The organism is Microbacterium sp. LWH7-1.2, assembly GCF_038397755.1.
Classification (GTDB): Bacteria; Actinomycetota; Actinomycetes; order Actinomycetales; family Microbacteriaceae; genus Microbacterium.
This window is the reverse complement of record NZ_CP151637.1, coordinates 972,402-989,427: the sequence shown is the minus strand read 5'-3', so window position 1 is coordinate 989,427 and position 17,026 is coordinate 972,402. Positions and strand designations below refer to the sequence as shown.

The 17,026-nt window shown below is 68.7% G+C and carries 13 protein-coding genes and 1 tRNA gene; 7 read left to right on the top strand and 7 right to left on the bottom strand.

Features of this window, described 5'->3' with window-relative positions; translation table 11 throughout:
• Window positions 1–56 precede the first annotated feature (56 nt).
• On the top strand, window positions 57–686 hold the full coding sequence (locus MRBLWH7_RS04710; RefSeq protein WP_341999634.1) for a phosphoribosyltransferase family protein: 630 nt from the start codon (window positions 57–59) through the stop codon (window positions 684–686).
• Here the strand turns inward: MRBLWH7_RS04710 and MRBLWH7_RS04705 are convergent, their stop codons facing one another.
• Window positions 687–2,360, bottom strand: a complete 1,674-nt coding sequence (locus tag MRBLWH7_RS04705) for a DUF885 domain-containing protein (RefSeq protein WP_341999632.1) — start codon at window positions 2,358–2,360, stop codon at window positions 687–689.
• Between the two features lie 79 nt (window positions 2,361–2,439).
• Entirely contained in the window at window positions 2,440–5,097 is a 2,658-nt protein-coding gene (polA, locus tag MRBLWH7_RS04700; RefSeq protein ID WP_341999630.1) for a DNA polymerase I, read from the bottom strand.
• 64 nt (window positions 5,098–5,161) lie between these two features.
• On the opposite strand from polA, the gene MRBLWH7_RS04695 reads away from it, so the two are divergent.
• Window positions 5,162–5,593 carry a hotdog fold thioesterase gene (locus MRBLWH7_RS04695; RefSeq protein WP_341999628.1) on the top strand — a complete coding sequence of 144 codons (432 nt, stop codon included), beginning with the start codon at window positions 5,162–5,164 and terminating at the stop codon, window positions 5,591–5,593.
• Window positions 5,594–5,661: 68 nt separating this feature from the next.
• Here the strand turns inward: MRBLWH7_RS04695 and MRBLWH7_RS04690 are convergent, their stop codons facing one another.
• Window positions 5,662–6,282, bottom strand: a complete 621-nt coding sequence (locus MRBLWH7_RS04690; RefSeq protein ID WP_056368239.1) for a response regulator — start codon at window positions 6,280–6,282, stop codon at window positions 5,662–5,664.
• Between the two features lie 50 nt (window positions 6,283–6,332).
• On the opposite strand from MRBLWH7_RS04690, the gene MRBLWH7_RS04685 reads away from it, so the two are divergent.
• The 5 genes from MRBLWH7_RS04685 (at window position 6,333) to MRBLWH7_RS04665 (ending at window position 8,898) form a co-directional block, all read left to right on the top strand.
• Window positions 6,333–6,415, top strand: a tRNA-Leu gene (locus tag MRBLWH7_RS04685).
• Between the two features lie 161 nt (window positions 6,416–6,576).
• Window positions 6,577–6,936 carry a PadR family transcriptional regulator gene (locus MRBLWH7_RS04680; protein ID WP_341999623.1) on the top strand — a complete coding sequence of 120 codons (360 nt, stop codon included), beginning with the start codon at window positions 6,577–6,579 and terminating at the stop codon, window positions 6,934–6,936.
• Window positions 6,937–6,938: 2 nt separating this feature from the next.
• Window positions 6,939–7,307, top strand: coding sequence for a DUF1048 domain-containing protein (locus tag MRBLWH7_RS04675; RefSeq protein WP_341999621.1), 369 nt, complete (start codon window positions 6,939–6,941; stop codon window positions 7,305–7,307).
• Complete coding sequence (locus tag MRBLWH7_RS04670; RefSeq protein ID WP_341999619.1) at window positions 7,304–8,134, top strand: ATP-binding cassette domain-containing protein; 831 nt, start codon at window positions 7,304–7,306, stop codon at window positions 8,132–8,134. Before MRBLWH7_RS04675 ends, MRBLWH7_RS04670 begins: the two co-directional genes overlap by 4 nt.
• A complete protein-coding gene (locus MRBLWH7_RS04665) occupies window positions 8,131–8,898 on the top strand; it encodes an ABC transporter permease (RefSeq protein ID WP_341999617.1) in 768 nt (255 codons plus the stop codon). The genes MRBLWH7_RS04670 and MRBLWH7_RS04665 overlap by 4 nt, the downstream gene beginning before the upstream one ends.
• A gap of 71 nt (window positions 8,899–8,969) precedes the next feature.
• Here the strand turns inward: MRBLWH7_RS04665 and MRBLWH7_RS04660 are convergent, their stop codons facing one another.
• The 4 genes from MRBLWH7_RS04660 to gltB form a co-directional block, all read right to left on the bottom strand.
• On the bottom strand, window positions 8,970–9,359 hold the full coding sequence (locus MRBLWH7_RS04660; RefSeq protein WP_341999615.1) for an SHOCT domain-containing protein: 390 nt from the start codon (window positions 9,357–9,359) through the stop codon (window positions 8,970–8,972).
• A 72-nt stretch (window positions 9,360–9,431) separates the two neighbouring features.
• Window positions 9,432–10,880, bottom strand: coding sequence for a pyruvate kinase (gene pyk, locus MRBLWH7_RS04655; protein ID WP_341999614.1), 1,449 nt, complete (start codon window positions 10,878–10,880; stop codon window positions 9,432–9,434).
• 48 nt (window positions 10,881–10,928) lie between these two features.
• Window positions 10,929–12,395: a glutamate synthase subunit beta gene (locus MRBLWH7_RS04650; RefSeq protein WP_341999612.1), complete on the bottom strand. Its 1,467-nt coding sequence runs from the start codon at window positions 12,393–12,395 to the stop codon at window positions 10,929–10,931.
• Complete coding sequence (gltB, locus tag MRBLWH7_RS04645) at window positions 12,388–16,908, bottom strand: glutamate synthase large subunit (RefSeq protein WP_342001917.1); 4,521 nt, start codon at window positions 16,906–16,908, stop codon at window positions 12,388–12,390. The genes MRBLWH7_RS04650 and gltB overlap by 8 nt, the downstream gene beginning before the upstream one ends.
• Window positions 16,909–17,026 lie beyond the last annotated feature (118 nt).

Genomic DNA, 17,026 nt, shown 5'->3' with positions numbered 1-17,026 from the left:
TCGGGCGGCACCGGCATTCCCGAGACGGTCGCGCCACGCGAGCGTAGCGTGGAGGCATGATCCCCTTCGCGGATCGCCGGTCCGCCGGGCGCGAGCTCGCCGCAGAGCTCCAACGATGGCGGGGAACGGATGCCGTGGTCCTCGGCATCCCGAGAGGCGGCGTGGTCGTCGCCGCGGCGGTCGCCGAGGCGCTCGGGCTCACGCTCGACGCGGTCGTCGTGCGCAAGCTGGGCGCGTCGGGCCACAAGGAGTACGCGGTCGGGGCGATCGCCGAGGGCGTGCGCATCGTCACTCCGGGCGCGATGCGGTGGGCGGGCATGTCGCCGGAAGATCTCGAGCGCGTCGAGGCGGCCGAGCGCGACGAGCTGGCACGGCGGACGGATGCCTTCGGCTCGGCGTCCGTGGAATTGTCGGGCCGCACCGCCATCGTGGTCGACGACGGCGTCGCGACCGGCGCGACCGCCATCGCGGCGTGCCGCGCGCTGCGCGCCCGCGACCCGGACCAGATCGTGCTGGCGGTCCCCGTCGCCCCGGAGCGGTGGGAGCCGCCGGCGGACGCCGTCGACACGTTCGTGTGCCCGTATCGCGAGGCCGACTTCTGGGCCGTCGGGCAGTACTACGACGACTTCCGCCAGACGACCGACGCCGAGGTCGTGGCGCTGCTGCGCCACGACCCCGGCGACTGATCAACGTGAGAGCGCGGAGCGGAGGGTGTCCAGGCCGACCCCGCCGAGGTCGAGCGCGCGCTTGTGGAACTGCTTGATCGAGAAGGCGTCGCCCTCGCGCTCGGCGACCTCGTCGCGAAGCTGCTCCCAGATGCGCTGGCCGACCTTGTACGACGGCGCCTGGCCCGGCCAGCCCAGGTAGCGGTTGACCTCGAACTTCACGAACTCGTCTGGCATGTTGACGTTGCGCAGCATGAACTCCAGGGCGAAGTCGGCGTCCCACGGGCCCTGCCCATCGGGACGCGGCTTCTCGAGGTGCACGCCGATGTCGAGCACGACGCGGGCGGCGCGCATGCGCTGGCCGTCGAGCATGCCCAGACGGTCGGCGGGGTCGGACAGGTAGCCCAGCTGCTCCATCAGGCGCTCGGCATAGAGCGCCCAGCCCTCGGCGTGACCCGAAGTGCCGCCTAGGAGCCGGCGATAGGTGTTGAGCTGCGCGCGGTTGTACACCGCCTGGGCGATCTGCAGGTGGTGGCCCGGGACGCCCTCGTGGTAGACGGTCGTGAGCTCGCGCCAGGTGTCGAAATCCTCGACGCCCTCGGGCACCGACCACCACATCCGGCCGGGACGCGAGAAGTCGTCGGTCGGGCCGGTGTAGTAGATGCCGCCTTCCTTCGTCGGCGCGATCATGCACTCGAGCTTGCGGATCGGCTCGGCGATGTCGAAGTGCGTCTGGCCGAGCTCGGCGACGGCGTGGTCGCTGGTCTCCTGCATCCACTTTTGCAGCGCGTCGGTGCCGTAGAGCTTGCGGCTCGCGTCCTGCTCGAGGAACGCGACAGCCTCCTCGACGGTGGCGCCTGCCTTGATCTCGTTCGCGATCGCCTCCTGCTCGGCGACCATGCGCGCGAGCTCCTCGACACCCCACTCGTATGTCTCGTCGAGGTCGATCGTGGCGCCGAGGAAGCGCCGCGAGTGCAGCGCGTACAGCTCGCGGCCGACCGCATCCTTCTCCGTGGCGGCCGGGGCGAGCTCTGTCGTCAGGAATGCCGCCAGCTCGTCGTAGGCGACGCGGGCGGCATTGGCGTTGTCGGCGAGGTCGCGCGCGAGGGAAGCGGGAAGCTGCCCTTCCTCCGGCGCGGCGTCGGCGGCGAAGCTCGCGAAGAAGCCGCCGTCGGCGGTGTAGCGGGCGATCTGCGTCGCCACCTCGGTGACCTGCCGGCGAGCCGGCACCACGCCCTGCGAGATGCCCTCGCGGAGCGTCTCGATGTAACCGCCGACCGCGCCCGAGACGGCGCCGAGACGCTTCGCGATGACGGACCAGTCGTCGCTCGTCGCCGTGGGCATGAGGTCGAACGCGGAGCGGATGTTCTGCGCGTGCGAGGCGATCACGTTGAGATCGCGAAGGTGCCACTTGGCGTCGTACAGGTCCAGCTCCAGCTGGATCTCGCGGGAGAGGTCTTCCTTCGTCACGACGTCGACGTCGTCGTCGGCGGTCGCGGCGTCGAGCGCGGCAAGGGTCTTGCGGCCCTCCTGGACCAGCCGCTCCTGGCCGGCCGGGCTGTAGTCGCCGAACCGGTCGTTGTACTCGGAACGACCGATGTAGGTCGCGAGCGTCGGCTCGAGTTCGGCGAGGGTGTCGACCCACGCATCAGCGATCTTGTCGATCTGCGTGGGCGTGCGGGTTTCGTCTGTCATAGCACCGAGCCTAGGCATGAGACGCGGTGCCGACAAACGAGGATCCCGGTGCCGCCGGACGCCTTCGCCGGTTCCTCGATCAGTGCCCGGCGACGTCCCAGTTGTCGCCGCGACCGATCTGCACGTCGAGCGGCACCGACAGCTTCGCGGCGTCGCCCATGCGGCTGCGTACGATCTGCTCGGCGGCCCCCCACTCCCCCGGCGCCACTTCGATCACGAGCTCGTCGTGGATCTGCAGCAGCACGCGCGAGCTGAGCTGCTGTGCGGCGAAGTCGTCGTGGATGTGGAAGAGCGCGATCTTCATGATGTCGGCCGCGCTGCCCTGGATCGGCGCGTTGAGTGCGGCTCGCTCTGCGTTCTCACGGAGGACGCGGTTGGGGCTGGCAAGGTCGGGGAACGGACGCCGGCGGCCGAAGATCGTCTCGGTGTAGCCGTCGATGCGCGCCTGTTCGACCGATGAGCGCAGGTAGTCGCGCACGGCACCGAAACGGGCGAAGTACTCCATCATGAGCTGCTTCGCCTCGGCCTGCTCGATGCGCAGCTGCTTCGACAGGCCGAACGCCGACAGCCCGTAGACGAGACCGTACGACATCGCCTTGACCTTCGTGCGCATCGCCGGGGTCACGTCTTCCGGGGCGACGCCGAAGACGCGCGAGCCGACGAAGCGGTGCGTGTCCTCTCCGGAGTTGAAGGCCTCGATGAGCCCCGGATCCTCGGAGAGGTGCGCCATGATGCGCATCTCGATCTGCGAGTAGTCCGCCGTGAGCAGCGTCTCGTAGCCCTCGCCGACGATGAACGCCGAGCGGATGCGGCGGCTCTCCTCGGTGCGGATCGGGATGTTCTGCAGGTTCGGATCGGTGCTCGACAGGCGCCCGGTCTGGCTGCCGGTCTGGACGTAGGTCGTGTGGATGCGGCCGTCGGATCCACTCGTCCGGTCGCCGCCGATGGCGCTGTCGAGCGACTCGATGATCTGCCGCAGTTTCGTCGCCTCGCGGTGCTGGAGAAGCAGGTCGAGGAACGGGTGCGGGTTGGTCTCCTGCAGATCGGCCAGGACCGCGGCATCCGTCGAGTAGCCCGTTTTGGTCTTGCGGGTCTTCGGCAGCTGCAGCTCTTCGAACAGCACCTCCTGCAGCTGCTTCGGCGAGCCGAGGTTCACCTCGCGGCCGATCGCCGCGTACGCCTCCTGCGCGAGCGCATCGGCCCGTGCGCCGAGCTCGCCGGAGAACTGCGACAGCGTCGCGTGCGACACCGCGACACCTGCGAGCTCCATGTCGGCGAGGGTGTGCAGGGTCGGCAGCTCGATGTCGGTGAGAACGGCGCCCACACTCTCGGGGAGCTCCGCACGGACGGCGGCCGCGACGCGCACGAGGTACCACGAGAGCTGACCGGTCGTCGCCCCCTCCGTCTCGGGAACGAGCTGCGACGGGTCGGACTCGGGAAGCTTCTCGTCGAGGTAGCGGTCGACGAGATGCGCGAGGTTCTTGTCCGGAAAGCTCGGGCGCAGCAGCCAGCCGGCGAGGATCACGTCGAACGCGAGTCCGCCGAGGCGCAGTCCCGCCCGGCGGAGCGCCTTCACCTGCGGCTTCGCGTCAGCGAGGACCTTCGGTGCGTCGGAGGTGAGCCACGTCTCGATCGCCGCGGCCAGTTCGGGGGTCCAGGATGCCTCCGCCGCGGCATCCGTCGTGGCGACCCCGATGCGAGCCGGAAGCCCGCCTTCGACCGTGATGGTCACGCCGAGCTCGCCGGTCGCGCCGTCGAGCCACGCGGCGAACTCCGCCGGAGCGAGCTCCTGCGCGACGGGCGCCAGTTCGGCCGCCGCCGACGTGACCGCCGCCATCTGCTGCTCGATGCCCGCGAGTTCGGCCACGCGCGGGATGAGGGTCTTGAACTCGAGTCGCGAGAAGATGTCGCGCACCGCCTGCGCGTCCATCGGCTGCACCTCGAGGTCGGCGGGGGCGAGCGGCAGATCGACGTCCGTGAGCAGCCGGTTGAGGCGGCGGTTGCGGCGCACGTCGTCGACGTGGTCTCGCAGGTTGCCGCCGACGACGCCCTTGATGGAGTCGGCGCCCTCGAGCAGCGCGTCGAGCGAGCCGAACTGGGTGAGCCACTTCACGGCGGTCTTCTCGCCGACCTTGGGGACGCCGGGCAGGTTGTCGCTGGTCTCGCCCACGAGCGCCGCGATGTCGGGGTACTGCTCGGGCGGCACGCCGTACCGGTCGATCACGGCCTGGCGGTCGTAGCGCTTGAGCTGGGAGACGCCCTGCACGTTCGGGTAGAGCAGCGTGATGTCGTCGCCCACGAGCTGGATCGTGTCGCGGTCGCCCGAGCAGACCAGCACGTGGAACCCCTCGGCGGCGCCCTGCGTCGCAAGGGTCGCGAGGATGTCGTCGGCCTCGATGTCTTCCTGCTGGAGCACCTGGATGCTCATGGCGGCGAGGCAGTCCTGCAGGAGCGGGATCTGCCCCTTGAACTCGGACGGCGTCTCGGAGCGGTTGGCCTTGTATTCGGTGTACTCGCGGGTGCGGAACGACTGCCGGGAGGTGTCGAAGGCCACCGCGAGGTGGGTCGGCTTCTCCGCCTTGATCAGGTTGATCAGCATCGCGAGGAACCCGTAGATCCCGTTCGTGTGCTGCCCGTCCTTCGTCGAGAAGTTGTCGACGGGAAGGGCGTAGAAGGCCCGATATGCCAGCGAATGGCCGTCGACGACGAGAAGGGTAGGCTTTGCGGAGTCCGTCACCCTGCAAGCCTAGTCAGGGCCGACGACACCCGATCTCCCGCCCCGAGCACCCCGAAGGCGACGCATGCCCGAGCACTCCCCCTCCCCCGTGGACGGCCTCGCGTGGGCCGCGAACCGTGGCATGGGCGCGCTCGCAGAGAAGATGGGCATCGTCTTCACCGAGTTCTCCGTCGAGCGCGCGGTGGCCACGATGCCGGTGGAGGGCAACACCCAGCCGGTCGGCCTCCTGCACGGCGGCGCGTACGTGGTGCTGGGCGAATCGCTCGGCTCGATGGCGGCGAACCTCTACGCGGGTCCGGGCCGCCTCGCGGTGGGCGTCGACATCAACGCGACGCACACGCGCTCGGCGACATCCGGCGTCGTGACCGGCGTCTGCACGCCCATCCACCTGGGTCGCACACTCGCCGTGCACGAGATCGTGGTCACCGACGAGAACGGCCGCCGGTGCTCGACCGTGCGCATCACGAACCACATCAAGGACCTGCCGCCGGTCTGACATCCGACGGGTATGGAAGAAGCGGATGCCTCGACTCGAGGCATCCGCTTCTCTGCAAGTCCTGGAGATCAGCCCTTCTTGGGCGCCAGCTGCTCGATGATCGCCTTGGCGACGTCCTGCATGGTGAGACGGCGGTCCATCGATGCCTTCTGGATCCAGCGGAACGCCTCGGGCTCGGAGAGGCCCATCTTCTCGTTGAGGAGGCCCTTCGCGCGGTCGACGAGCTTGCGGGTCTCGAACCGCTCGACCATGTCGGCGACCTCGGCCTCGAGCGTGATGATCTGCTCGTAGCGGGCCAGCGCGATCTCGATGGCCGGCAGCAGGTCGTTCGGCGTGAACGGCTTGACCACGTACGCGAGGGCACCGGCCTCGCTCGCCCGCTCCACGAGCTCCTTCTGGCTGAAGGCGGTCAGCAGCACGACCGGGGCGATGTGGTTCTTGCTGAGCTTCTCGGCGGCCGAGATGCCGTCCAGCTGCGGCATCTTGACGTCCATGATCACGAGGTCAGGACGCAGCTCGGTGGCCAGGGCCACCGCGGTCTCTCCGTCTCCGGCTTCGCCGACGACGTCGAATCCGTTGTCGCGGAGGATCTCGACGATGTCGAGCCGGATGAGCGACTCGTCTTCGGCGACCACGACGCGGCGGGGGGTGGATGCCGTCGATGCGGCGGTCTGCTCCTGCTCAGTCACCATTGAATCCTACGGTATGGTCAATCGCGGACGCGCGGCACGGCGCGCGGGCCGGTGTGGCGGAATGGCAGACGCGACCGACTCAAACTCGGTTGCCCGCAAGGGCGTGTGGGTTCGACTCCCACCACCGGCACTCCCTGACATCTCTCAGAGCGGATGCCTCGATCCGAGGCATCCGCTCTTCGTCATCTCCCCCGCGAAGAATCTTGGTATTCGCTGTTGCTAAGTAGCGGTACCTAGTGTTACTTTCTACTGGTAGTCAACATCACTGAGTAGTCAAGAAGGAGGTGCGCCATGGGAAAGCAGGAGACCGAGATGCTCAAGGGCACGCTGGAGGGAATCGTGCTCGCGATCCTCTCCTCCCGCCCCGCCTACGGCTACGAGATCACCTCGTGGCTGCGGGACCAGGGCTTCTCCGACATCGCCGAGGGCACCGTCTACGCCCTGCTTGTCAGGGTCGAGCAGCGTGGCCTCGTCGACGTCGAGAAGATCCCGTCGGAGAAGGGGCCGCCGCGCAAGGTGTACTCCCTCAACGCTCAGGGCCGCGACCAGCTCGCGGACTTCTGGAGGACGTGGAGCTTCCTCGCAGAGCGCATCGAACAGCTCCACCGTGAACACGCAGACAGCAACGCCAACCCCCAGGAAGAGGACTGATCATGGCCGCCAAGTGGTACGAAGTCGTCACCGGCTCGCTCGAGCAGAAGAAGCAGTACCGCCAGTACAAAGCGCGCATCGAGGCGCTGCCCGAGCCTTACCGCGGCGCCGCCAAGGCGCTCGACCGGTACTTCATGACCGTCGGCGGGATGACCGACGGCGTGACGATGATGCAGATGCTCGGCGACTCCGCCGACCTCTGGGAGCGCGCGGCCGCCGACGGCACCCCGGTGCGCGACATCGTCGGCGAGGACGCGTCGGCGTTCGCGGAGGAGTTCACCGCCGCGTACTCCGGCAAGCAGTGGATCGACAAGGAGCGCGCACGCCTCAACAAGGCGATCGACGACGCGGAACGAGGAGACCAGAGATGACCACCGACACCGTCATCCGGGTCCAGGGACTCGAGAAGTCCTACAAGGACCTGCACGTGCTGCGCGGCGTCGACTTCGACGTGGCGCGAGGCAGCATCTTCGCGCTGCTCGGCTCGAACGGCGCGGGCAAGACCACGGTCGTCCGCATCCTTTCGACGCTGCTGAAGCAGGACGCCGGCACCGCCGCGATCGCAGGGTTCGACGTCGCCGCTCAGGCGCAGAAGGTGCGCGAGACGATCAGTCTCACCGGGCAGTTCGCCGCGGTCGACGAGGTGCTGAGCGGACGGGAGAACCTCGTGCTCATCTCGCAGCTGCGCCACCTGCCCGACCCCGGCGCGATCGCGGACGCGCTGCTCGCCCGCTTCTCACTGACGGATGCCGGCACCCGCAAGGTGTCGACGTACTCCGGCGGTATGCGGCGCCGGCTCGACATCGCGATGAGCCTCATCGGCGACCCGCCGGTGATCTTCCTCGACGAGCCCACGACGGGGCTCGATCCCGCCGCGCGCCTCGAGGTCTGGGAAGCGGTCCGGGAGCTGGCGCGGGGCGGCACGACCGTGCTGCTGACCACGCAGTACCTCGAAGAGGCGGAGCAGCTCGCCGACCGCATCGCGATCCTCCACAAGGGCCGCATCATCGTCGACGGCACGCTGGCCGAGCTCAAGCAGCTCCTGCCGCCCGCGAAGGTCGAGTACGTCGAGAAGCAGCCGAGCCTCGAAGACGTCTTCTTCGCCCTCACCGGCGAGCAGGACACTGCAGAACCCGGCGACGCCGCCGACGCCTCCGGGCGAAAGGGTGCCGCCACGACACGGAAGCAAGGACGATGACCGCGCACATCATCGGCGACACCGCCGTTCTCACCAGCCGGTCGCTGCGGCACATCCTCCGCAGCCCCGACACCATCATCACCACCGCGGTCACCCCGATCGCGCTGATGCTGCTGTTCGTCTACGTCTTCAGCGGGGCGATCGACACCGGCGGGGCGAAGGGGTCGTACGTCGACTACATGCTCCCGGGGATCCTGCTCATCACGATCGCGTCGGGCATCGCCTACACGGCGTACCGGCTGTTCCTTGACATGCAGAGCGGCATCTTCGAGCGGTTCCAGTCGCTGCCGATCGCGCGATCGGGAGTGCTCTGGGCGCACGTGCTGACGTCGCTGGTGTCCATCCTCGTCTCGCTGGCGCTCGTCATCGGCGTGGCACTGCTGATGGGATTCCGCACCGGTGCGAGCTTCGGTGCCTGGATGGGTGTGATCGGCATGCTGGTGCTGTTCACGCTGGCATTGACATGGCTCGCGGTGATCCCGGGCCTCACGGCGAAGACGGTGGACGGCGCGAGCGCGTTCTCGTACCCGCTCATCTTCCTGCCGTTCATCAGCTCGGCGTTCGTCCCGACCGAGACCATGCCGGGACCGGTGCAGTGGTTCGCTGAGAACCAGCCCGTCACCTCGATCGTCGACTCGATGCGCGCATTGTTCGCCGGCGAGCCGGTCGGCACCGACATCTGGGTCGCCATGGCATGGCTGGTCGGCATCCTCGTCGTCGCGTACATCGCGTCGATGGCGATCTACCGGAAGAAGATCAGCTGACATCGACACACCGCGACAGCGCAAGAGCGGATGCCTCGAATCCGAGGCATCCGCTCTCGCGCGGTGGAAGGCTACGCGCCGAAGTACTGGTTGCCGAGCGCCTTGCTCTTGAGCGCGTCGAACTCTCCCTGCGAGATGGTGCCGGCGTCGAGGAGCGCCTTCGCCTTCGCGATGTCCTCGGCGGGACTCGACGACGCCGCCGGGCGGTAATCGTCGGCCTCGGCGACCACTCCCCCGCGCGCGGCCTGGGCACGCGCCGCCATGCCCTTTCCGCGGGCGATGATGTAGATGATGGCGGTCAGGAACGGCACGAAGACGAGGGCGATGATCCACAGCGCCTTCAGCCAGCCGTTGAGGTTGCCGTCACGGAACAGGTCCGTGATGATCACGATCACCACGTACAGGTACGCGATGAAGTAGAAGCTCCACAGCAGGAACCACCAGAAGTCACCGAACCACATCGGCGTCACCTTTCTCGAAAAGCCAGACGGCTGCGACCACAGTAGTGGTCGCAGCCGTCTGGATGAGCTGTGTCAGTCCCGTGTCTTGTAGATCGGCGCCTTGCCGTGCACCGCGTCGCCCACCTTGTGGATGCGGATGTCGTTCGTCGAGCCGATGATTCCGGGAGGCGACCCCGAGATCACGACGACCTTGTCGCCGACCTTCGCGAGCTCGTTCGACAACAGGTAGTCGTCGACCTGGATGAACATCAGGTCGGTGTGCGCGACGTGCTCGACCAGCGTCGACTGCACGCCCCACGTGAGGGCCATGCGGCGACGGATCGCCGGCTCCGGAGCGAACCCGATCATGGGGATGCGGGGGCGCAGGCGCGACATGCGGCGCGCGGTGTCGCCCGACTCGGTGAAGATGCAGAGGAACTTCGCGTCGACGAACTCCGCGACCTCCATCGCCGCGAGCGTGATCGCGCCACCCTGCGTGCGGGGCTTGGTCGTGAGCGGCTGGATGCGGTCCAGGCCGTGCTCCTCGGTCGAGTCGACGATGCGCGCCATGGTCTCGACGACCACGACCGGGTACTTGCCGACGCTGGTCTCGCCCGAGAGCATGACTGCGTCCGCGCCGTCGAGGACGGCGTTGGCGACGTCGCTCGTCTCGGCGCGGGTGGGCACCGGGTTCTCGATCATCGACTCGAGCATCTGGGTCGCGACGATGACGGGCTTGGCCATGCGGCGGCAGAGCTCGACCGCGCGCTTCTGCACGATCGGCACCGCCTCGAGGGGCAGCTCGACGCCGAGGTCGCCGCGGGCGACCATGATGCCGTCGAACGCGTCGATGATCTCCTCGAGGTTGTCGACGGCCTGCGGCTTCTCGATCTTGGCGATGACGGGGACGTGGCGCCCCTCCTCGGCCATGATGACGTGGACGCGCTGGACGTCCTTCGCGTCCCGCACGAACGACAGGGCGATGATGTCCGCACCGGCGCGCAGACCCCAGCGGAGGTCGGCCTCGTCCTTCTCCGACAGCGCGGGGACGTTGACCGCCACGCCGGGGAGATTGATGCCCTTGTTGTTCGACACGGGACCCGCGACGACCACCTTGGTGGTGACCACGGTGTCGTCCGTCTCGACGACCTCGACGCGGACCTTGCCGTCGTCGATGAGGAGGAAGTCGCCGGGCTTGACGTCGTTCGGGAGACCCTTGAACGTGGTGCCGACGATCTCCTTGGTGCCGAGGATGTCATCGGTGGTGATCTTGAAGATGTCGCCGACCGCCAGCTCGTGCGGTCCGTTCTCGAACTTGCCGAGGCGGATCTTCGGACCCTGCAGATCGACGAGGATCGCGACCGCGCGTCCTGCGTCCTCCGCGGCCTTGCGCACGTTGGCGAAGTTGTTGTCGTGGACCGAGTAGTCCCCGTGGCTCAGATTGAAGCGGGCGACGTCCACGCCGGCATCGATGATCGCGCGGACCATCTCATACGACGACGTGGCGGGCCCAAGGGTGGCGACGATCTTGGCGCGTCTCATCCGTGGTTTTCTCCGGGTGGGTTGAAGGTGGCGAGTGCCTCGGCCAGCCTACGCGGGCTGCAGGCCGATGGCGACATCGGTCGGGCGGACCGGAGCGGGCAGCTCCGTCTCCCCCATGAGGAAGCGGTCGACGCTGGCTGCGACGGCGCGTCCTTCGGCGATCGCCCATACGATGAGCGACTGGCCGCGACCGGCGTCGCCGGCCACGAACACGCCCGGGGCGGTCGTCTGGTAGTCGTCCTCGCGGCGGACGTTGCCCCGCTCGGTGAAGCGGGCACCGAGCTGGTCTTCGAGCAGAGCGCGCTCCGGGCCGGTGAAGCCCATCGCGATCAGCACGAGGTCCGCGGGGATCTCCCGCTCGGTGCCGCTCTTGGGCACGCGGCGACCATCGACGAACTCGGTCTCGGCGACGCGCAGCGCGCGCACCTCGCCGGCGCCGTTCCCGAGGAACTCGACGGTCGAGGCGAGGTAGGCGCGTTCGCCGCCCTCTTCGTGCGCGGACTGCACCTCGAACACGAGCGGGTCCATCGGCCACGGCTGGTGCTCCGGACGCTCGCCCGGAGGGCGGCGGCCGATCGCGAGGTTGGTCACGCTCAGCGCGCCGTGGCGGTGCGCCGTGCCGATGCAGTCGGCGCCGGTGTCACCGCCGCCGATGACGACGACGTGCTTGCCCTCGGCGCTGATCTGGTTGGGCACGGCGTCGCCTGCGACGGCCTTGTTCGACTCGACCAGGTACTCCATGGCGAAGTGCACCCCGGCCAGGTCGCGGCCGGGGATCGCGAGCTCGCGCGGCACCGTCGAACCGGTGGCGATGACGACCGCGTCGTAGCGCGCGCGGAGGTCGGCCCAGGAGATGTCCTTGCCGATCTCGACGCCGGCGCGGAAGCGCGTGCCCTCGTCCTGCATCTGGCGAAGACGCGTCTCGAGGTGCTTCTTCTCCATCTTGAAGTCCGGAATGCCGTAGCGCAGCAGGCCGCCGATGCGGTCGTCGCGCTCGAACACGGCGACGGTGTGGCCGGCGCGTGTGAGCTGCTGCGCGGCGGCGAGACCTGCCGGCCCCGAGCCGACGACGGCCACGGTCTTGCCGGTGAGGCGCCCCGGGGGCTCCGGCTCGATCCAGCCGTTTCCGAACGCCTCGTCGGCGATCGAGACCTCGACCTGCTTGATCGTCACGGCCGGCTGGTTGATGCCCAGCACGCAGGAGCTCTCGCACGGCGCGGGGCACAGCCTCCCGGTGAACTCCGGGAAGTTGTTCGTCGCGTGCAGACGCTCACTGGCGGCGCGGCCTTCGCCGCGCCACGTCAGGTCGTTCCACTCCGGGATGAGGTTGCCGAGCGGACAGCCCTTGTGGCAGAACGGCACGCCGCAGTCCATGCAGCGTCCGGCCTGCCGGCGCAGCACCGCCGCGTCACCAGGCTCATAGACCTCTTTCCAGTCCATGATGCGCACCGGCACCGGCCGCCGCGGGGGCAGCTCGCGCTCGGTGACCTTCAGAAAGCCCTTCGGGTCAGCCACCCGTCACCTCCAGGATGCGGTTCCAGACGACGTCGCCGTCGGGGTCGAGCCCCTCGGCCACAGCCTTCTGGCGGGTCTGCAGCACAGCGGCGTAGTCGCGCGGCAGGACCCGGACGAAGTTCGCCAGCTCGGCCTCGAAGTCGTCGAGGAGAGCCTGGGCGAGAGTCGATTCGGTCTCGGCGACGTGCTGCTCGAGCAGGTCGCGGAGGATCTCGGCGTCACCGGAGCCCAGCTCGCCGAGCTCGAGCTCGCCGGAGGCGAGCGCCTCGCGGTTCACGAGCTTGCGGTCGAGCTTGTAGACGTACGCGGTGCCGCCCGACATGCCGGCACCGAGGTTGCGCCCGGTCGCGCCGAGGATGACGGCCAGACCGCCGGTCATGTACTCGAGTGCGTGGTCGCCCACGCCCTCGACGACCGCCGTGGCGCCCGAGTTGCGGACGAAGAAGCGCTCGCCCACGACGCCGCGCAGGAACATCGTCCCCAACGTCGCGCCGTAGCCGATCACGTTGCCCGCGATGACGTTCTTCGATGCGTCGAACGCGGCGCCGCGCGGCGGCCGGACGACGATCTGCCCACCCGAGAGACCTTTGCCGACGTAGTCGTTGGAGTCGCCCTCGAGGCGCAGCGTGATGCCCGCGGGCATGAACGCGCCGAACGACTGGCCGGCCGAGCCCGTGAGGTTGACGACGATGCTTCCCGACCGCAGGCCGTTCTCACCGCGCGCCTTGGTCACGTGGTGGCCGAGGAGTGTCCCGACGGCGCGCTCCGTGTTGCGGATCGGCAGGTCGATCGTGATCTCGCCGCCGTTCGCGATGACGTTCTGCGCGCGCTCGATGAGGCCGACGTCGAAGTGCTCGTCGAGCTCGTGCAACTGCGCGGTGGTGTTGCGGCGGGGCTCGTCCTCGGCGAAGACCGGACCGTCGAGCACCGGGCCGAGGTCCAGCCCGTTCGCCTTCCAGTGCGTGACAGCACCGTCGACATCGAGCAGATCGCTGCGGCCGATCGCCTCATCGAGCGAGCGCAGACCCAGTGCCGCAAGGTACTCGCGCACTTCTTCGGCGATGAACTCCATGAAGTTCACGACGAACTCCGGCTTGCCGTTGAAGCGCTCGCGCAGCACGGGGTTCTGCGTCGCGACGCCCACGGGGCACGTGTCGAGGTGGCAGACGCGCATCATGACGCAGCCCGAGACCACGAGCGGCGCCGTGGCGAAGCCGAACTCCTCGGCGCCCAGCAGCGCGCCGATGATGACGTCGCGGCCGGTCTTGAGCTGACCGTCGACCTGCACGACGACGCGGTCGCGCATGCCGTTGAGCATGAGCGTCTGCTGCGTCTCGGCGAGGCCCAGCTCCCACGGCGTGCCGGCGTGCTTCAGCGAGTTCAACGGGCTCGCGCCCGTGCCGCCGTCGTGGCCCGACACGAGGATGACGTCGGCCAGCGCCTTGGCGGTTCCCGCGGCGACTGCGCCGATGCCCGACTGGCTCACCAGCTTCACGTGCACCCGCGCTCCGGGGTTGGCGCGCTTGAGGTCGAAGATCAGCTGCTTGAGGTCTTCGATCGAGTAGATGTCGTGGTGCGGCGGCGGCGAGATGAGGCCGACGCCGGCGGTCGCGTGACGCGTGCGCGCAACCCACGGATACACCTTGGTCGGGGGCAGCTGACCGCCCTCGCCGGGCTTGGCGCCCTGGGCGAGCTTGATCTGGATGTCGTCCGCCTCGGTCAGGTACAGGCTCGTGACGCCGAAGCGACCAGAGGCGACCTGCTTGATGGAGCTGCGACGCTCGGGGTCGAGGAGGCGGTCCACGTCCTCGCCGCCCTCGCCCGTGTTCGACTTGCCGCCGATGCGGTTCATCGCGATCGCGAGCGTCTCGTGGGCCTCGCGCGAGATCGAGCCGTAGCTCATGGCACCCGTCGAGAAGCGCTTGACGATCGACGCGACCGACTCGACCTCGTCGATCGGGACGGGCGTGCGCCCCTCGGTCTTCAGGGCGAACAGACCCCGGAGCGTCTTCAGCTCGTTCGCCTGGTCGTCGACGAGCTTCGTGTACTCGCGGAAGATGTCGTACCGGCGCGTGCGCGTCGAGTGCTGCAGGCGGAACACCGTGTCGGGGTTGAACAGGTGCGGCGACCCGTCGCGGCGCCACTGGTACTCTCCACCCGTCCAGAGGCGCTCGTGCGCCCGGACCGCGGCGTCCTCCGGGTACGCGTACGCGTGCCGGGCGGCGTTCTCCGCCGCGATGACGTCGAGTCCAACGCCGCCGAGCTTCGACTCGGTGCCGGTGAAGTAGGTGTCGACGAAGTCCTGAGAGAGGCCGACGGCCTCGAACACCTGGGCGCCCGCATACGACGACACGGTGGAGATGCCCATCTTCGACATGATCTTGAGCACGCCCTTGCCGAGAGCGTAGATCAGGTTCTTGACGGCCTTCTCGGGCGCGATGCCGGTGATGAAGCCGGCGCGCACCAGGTACTCGACGGTCTCCATCGCGAGGTACGGATTGACGGCGGATGCCCCGTACCCGATGAGCGTCGCGATGTGGTGCACCTCGCGCACATCGCCGGCCTCGACCACCAGGCCGCACTTCATGCGGGTCTGCTTGCGGATGAGGTGGTGGTGCACAGCCGCGAGCATGAGCAGCGACGGGATCGGCGCGAGGTCCTTGTTGGAGTCGCGATCCGACAGCACGATGAACTCGGCGCCGTCCTCGATGGCCTGGTCGACCTCCTGGCACATCTGCTCGAGGCGCTTCTTCATGCCCTTGTGGCCGGCCTCGACGCGGTACAGCCCGCGGATCGTGACCGAGGTGCGGCCCGGGAGCGCCGTGTCGATGTGCTGGATCTTGGCGAGCTCGTCGTTGTCGATCACCGGGAAGTCGAGCGTCACGACGCGCGTGTGCTCGGGGCCCCACTCGAGGAGGTTGCGCTCGGGGCCGAGGCCCAGGCCCAGTGACGTGACGACCTCTTCGCGGATGGAGTCCAGCGGCGGGTTGGTGACCTGTGCGAACTGCTGCGTGAAGTAGTCGAACAGCAGGCGCGGGCGTTCGCTCAGCACGGCGACGGGCGTGTCGGAGCCCATGGCACCGAGCGGCTCGGCACCGGTCTGACCCATCGGGGTGAGGAGGATCTTGACCTCTTCCTCGGTGTACCCGAACGTGCGCTGACGCCGGGTGATCGAGGCGATCGGGTGCACGATGTGCTCGCGCTCCGGGAGGTCGGCGAGGCGCACGCGCCCCGAGTCGAGCCACTCCTGCCACGGCTCCTGATCGGCGAGCTGCGCCTTGATCTCGTCGTCCTCGATGATGCGGCGCTGAGCCGTGTCGACGAGGAACATGCGGCCAGGGCGGAGGCGGCCGCGGCGCTTGATGCGCTCGGGTTCGAAGTCGAGCACGCCGGTCTCGCTGCCGATGACGATCAGGCCGTCGGTGGTCTCGGTCCAGCGACCGGGGCGCAGGCCGTTGCGGTCGAGCGTCGCGCCGACGAGCGTGCCGTCCGTGAAGATCAGCGCGGCCGGGCCGTCCCAGGGCTCCATCTGCATCGAGTGGAACTCGTAGAACGCCCGCAGCTTCGGGTCGATGTCGGCCTGCTTCTCGTAGGCCTCGGGGACCATCATCATGATGGCGTGCGGGAGGCTCCGGCCCGTGAGCGTGAGCAGCTCGAGCACCTCGTCGAACGAGGCGGAGTCGCTCGCGCCGGTGGTGCAGATCGGCAGCAGCGGCTGGATGTCGCCCAGCAGCTCGGACTCCAGCTGCGACTGGCGCGCGCGCATCCAGTTGCGGTTGCCGTTGACGGTGTTGATCTCCCCGTTGTGCGCGAGCATGCGCAGTGGCTGCGCGAGCGGCCACGACGGGAACGTGTTCGTCGAGTAGCGCGAGTGCACGACCGCGAGCTCGGAGGCGAAGCGCTCGTCCTGCAGGTCGGGGTAGAACGGCTCGAGCTGGAGCGTGGTGACCATGCCCTTGTAGCCGAGCGTGCGCGACGACAGCGAGACGAAGTAGGCGTCGAGCTCGGTGCGCGCGCGAGCCCGCAGGCGGTAGGCGCGGCGATCGAGGGCGATGCCCGACAGTGCGGCGGCGTCGCCGGTGGCCGGGCGCGAGATGAAGAGCTGCTCGAAGACCGGGCGCGCCTCGAAGGCGAGCTTGCCCAGGTTCTCCTCGGCGGTCGGAACCTCGCGCCAGCCGAGCACGGTGAGACCCTCGGATGCTGCGATCCGCTCGATCCCGCTCTTCTGGGTCTCGCGCGCCTCGGCGTCGCGCGGCAGGAACACCAGGCCGGCGGCGTACTCGCCCACGGGGGGCAGATCGAAGCCGGCCACGGCGCGCAGGAAGGTGTCGGGCATCTGCGTCAGGATGCCTGCGCCGTCGCCGGTGCCGGCGTCGGAGCCGATCGCACCGCGGTGCTCGAGATTGCGCAGCGCGGTCAGGGCCAGATCGATGATGTCGTGGCCGGCCTCACCGCGGAGGGTCGCCACCATGGCCAGGCCACAGGCGTCCTTCTCGAAGGCAGGGTTGTACATCCCCTGCTTCTGCGGGAATCCGGCACGGCCGGACGCAGCGGGGAAGTTCGCCTCCGCAGAGGCGACGGAACGGGGGCTCGGAGCCATACCTACCGTCCTCACGTTGATAGTCAAGATG

What these genes read in the sequence shown, in the direction of transcription:
- MRBLWH7_RS04665 (WP_341999617.1), top strand. Translation starts at nt 8,131, where the DNA reads ATGACCGCGCACATCATCGGCGACACCGCCGTTCTCACCAGCCGGTCG.
- gltB (WP_342001917.1), bottom strand. Translation starts at nt 16,908, where the DNA reads ATGTACAACCCTGCCTTCGAGAAGGACGCCTGTGGCCTGGCCATGGTG.
- MRBLWH7_RS04705 (WP_341999632.1), bottom strand. Translation starts at nt 2,360, where the DNA reads ATGACAGACGAAACCCGCACGCCCACGCAGATCGACAAGATCGCTGAT.
- MRBLWH7_RS04660 (WP_341999615.1), bottom strand. Translation starts at nt 9,359, where the DNA reads ATGTGGTTCGGTGACTTCTGGTGGTTCCTGCTGTGGAGCTTCTACTTC.
- MRBLWH7_RS04680 (WP_341999623.1), top strand. Translation starts at nt 6,577, where the DNA reads ATGGGAAAGCAGGAGACCGAGATGCTCAAGGGCACGCTGGAGGGAATC.
- MRBLWH7_RS04695 (WP_341999628.1), top strand. Translation starts at nt 5,162, where the DNA reads ATGCCCGAGCACTCCCCCTCCCCCGTGGACGGCCTCGCGTGGGCCGCG.
- pyk (WP_341999614.1), bottom strand. Translation starts at nt 10,880, where the DNA reads ATGAGACGCGCCAAGATCGTCGCCACCCTTGGGCCCGCCACGTCGTCG.
- MRBLWH7_RS04670 (WP_341999619.1), top strand. Translation starts at nt 7,304, where the DNA reads ATGACCACCGACACCGTCATCCGGGTCCAGGGACTCGAGAAGTCCTAC.
- MRBLWH7_RS04710 (WP_341999634.1), top strand. Translation starts at nt 57, where the DNA reads ATGATCCCCTTCGCGGATCGCCGGTCCGCCGGGCGCGAGCTCGCCGCA.
- MRBLWH7_RS04675 (WP_341999621.1), top strand. Translation starts at nt 6,939, where the DNA reads ATGGCCGCCAAGTGGTACGAAGTCGTCACCGGCTCGCTCGAGCAGAAG.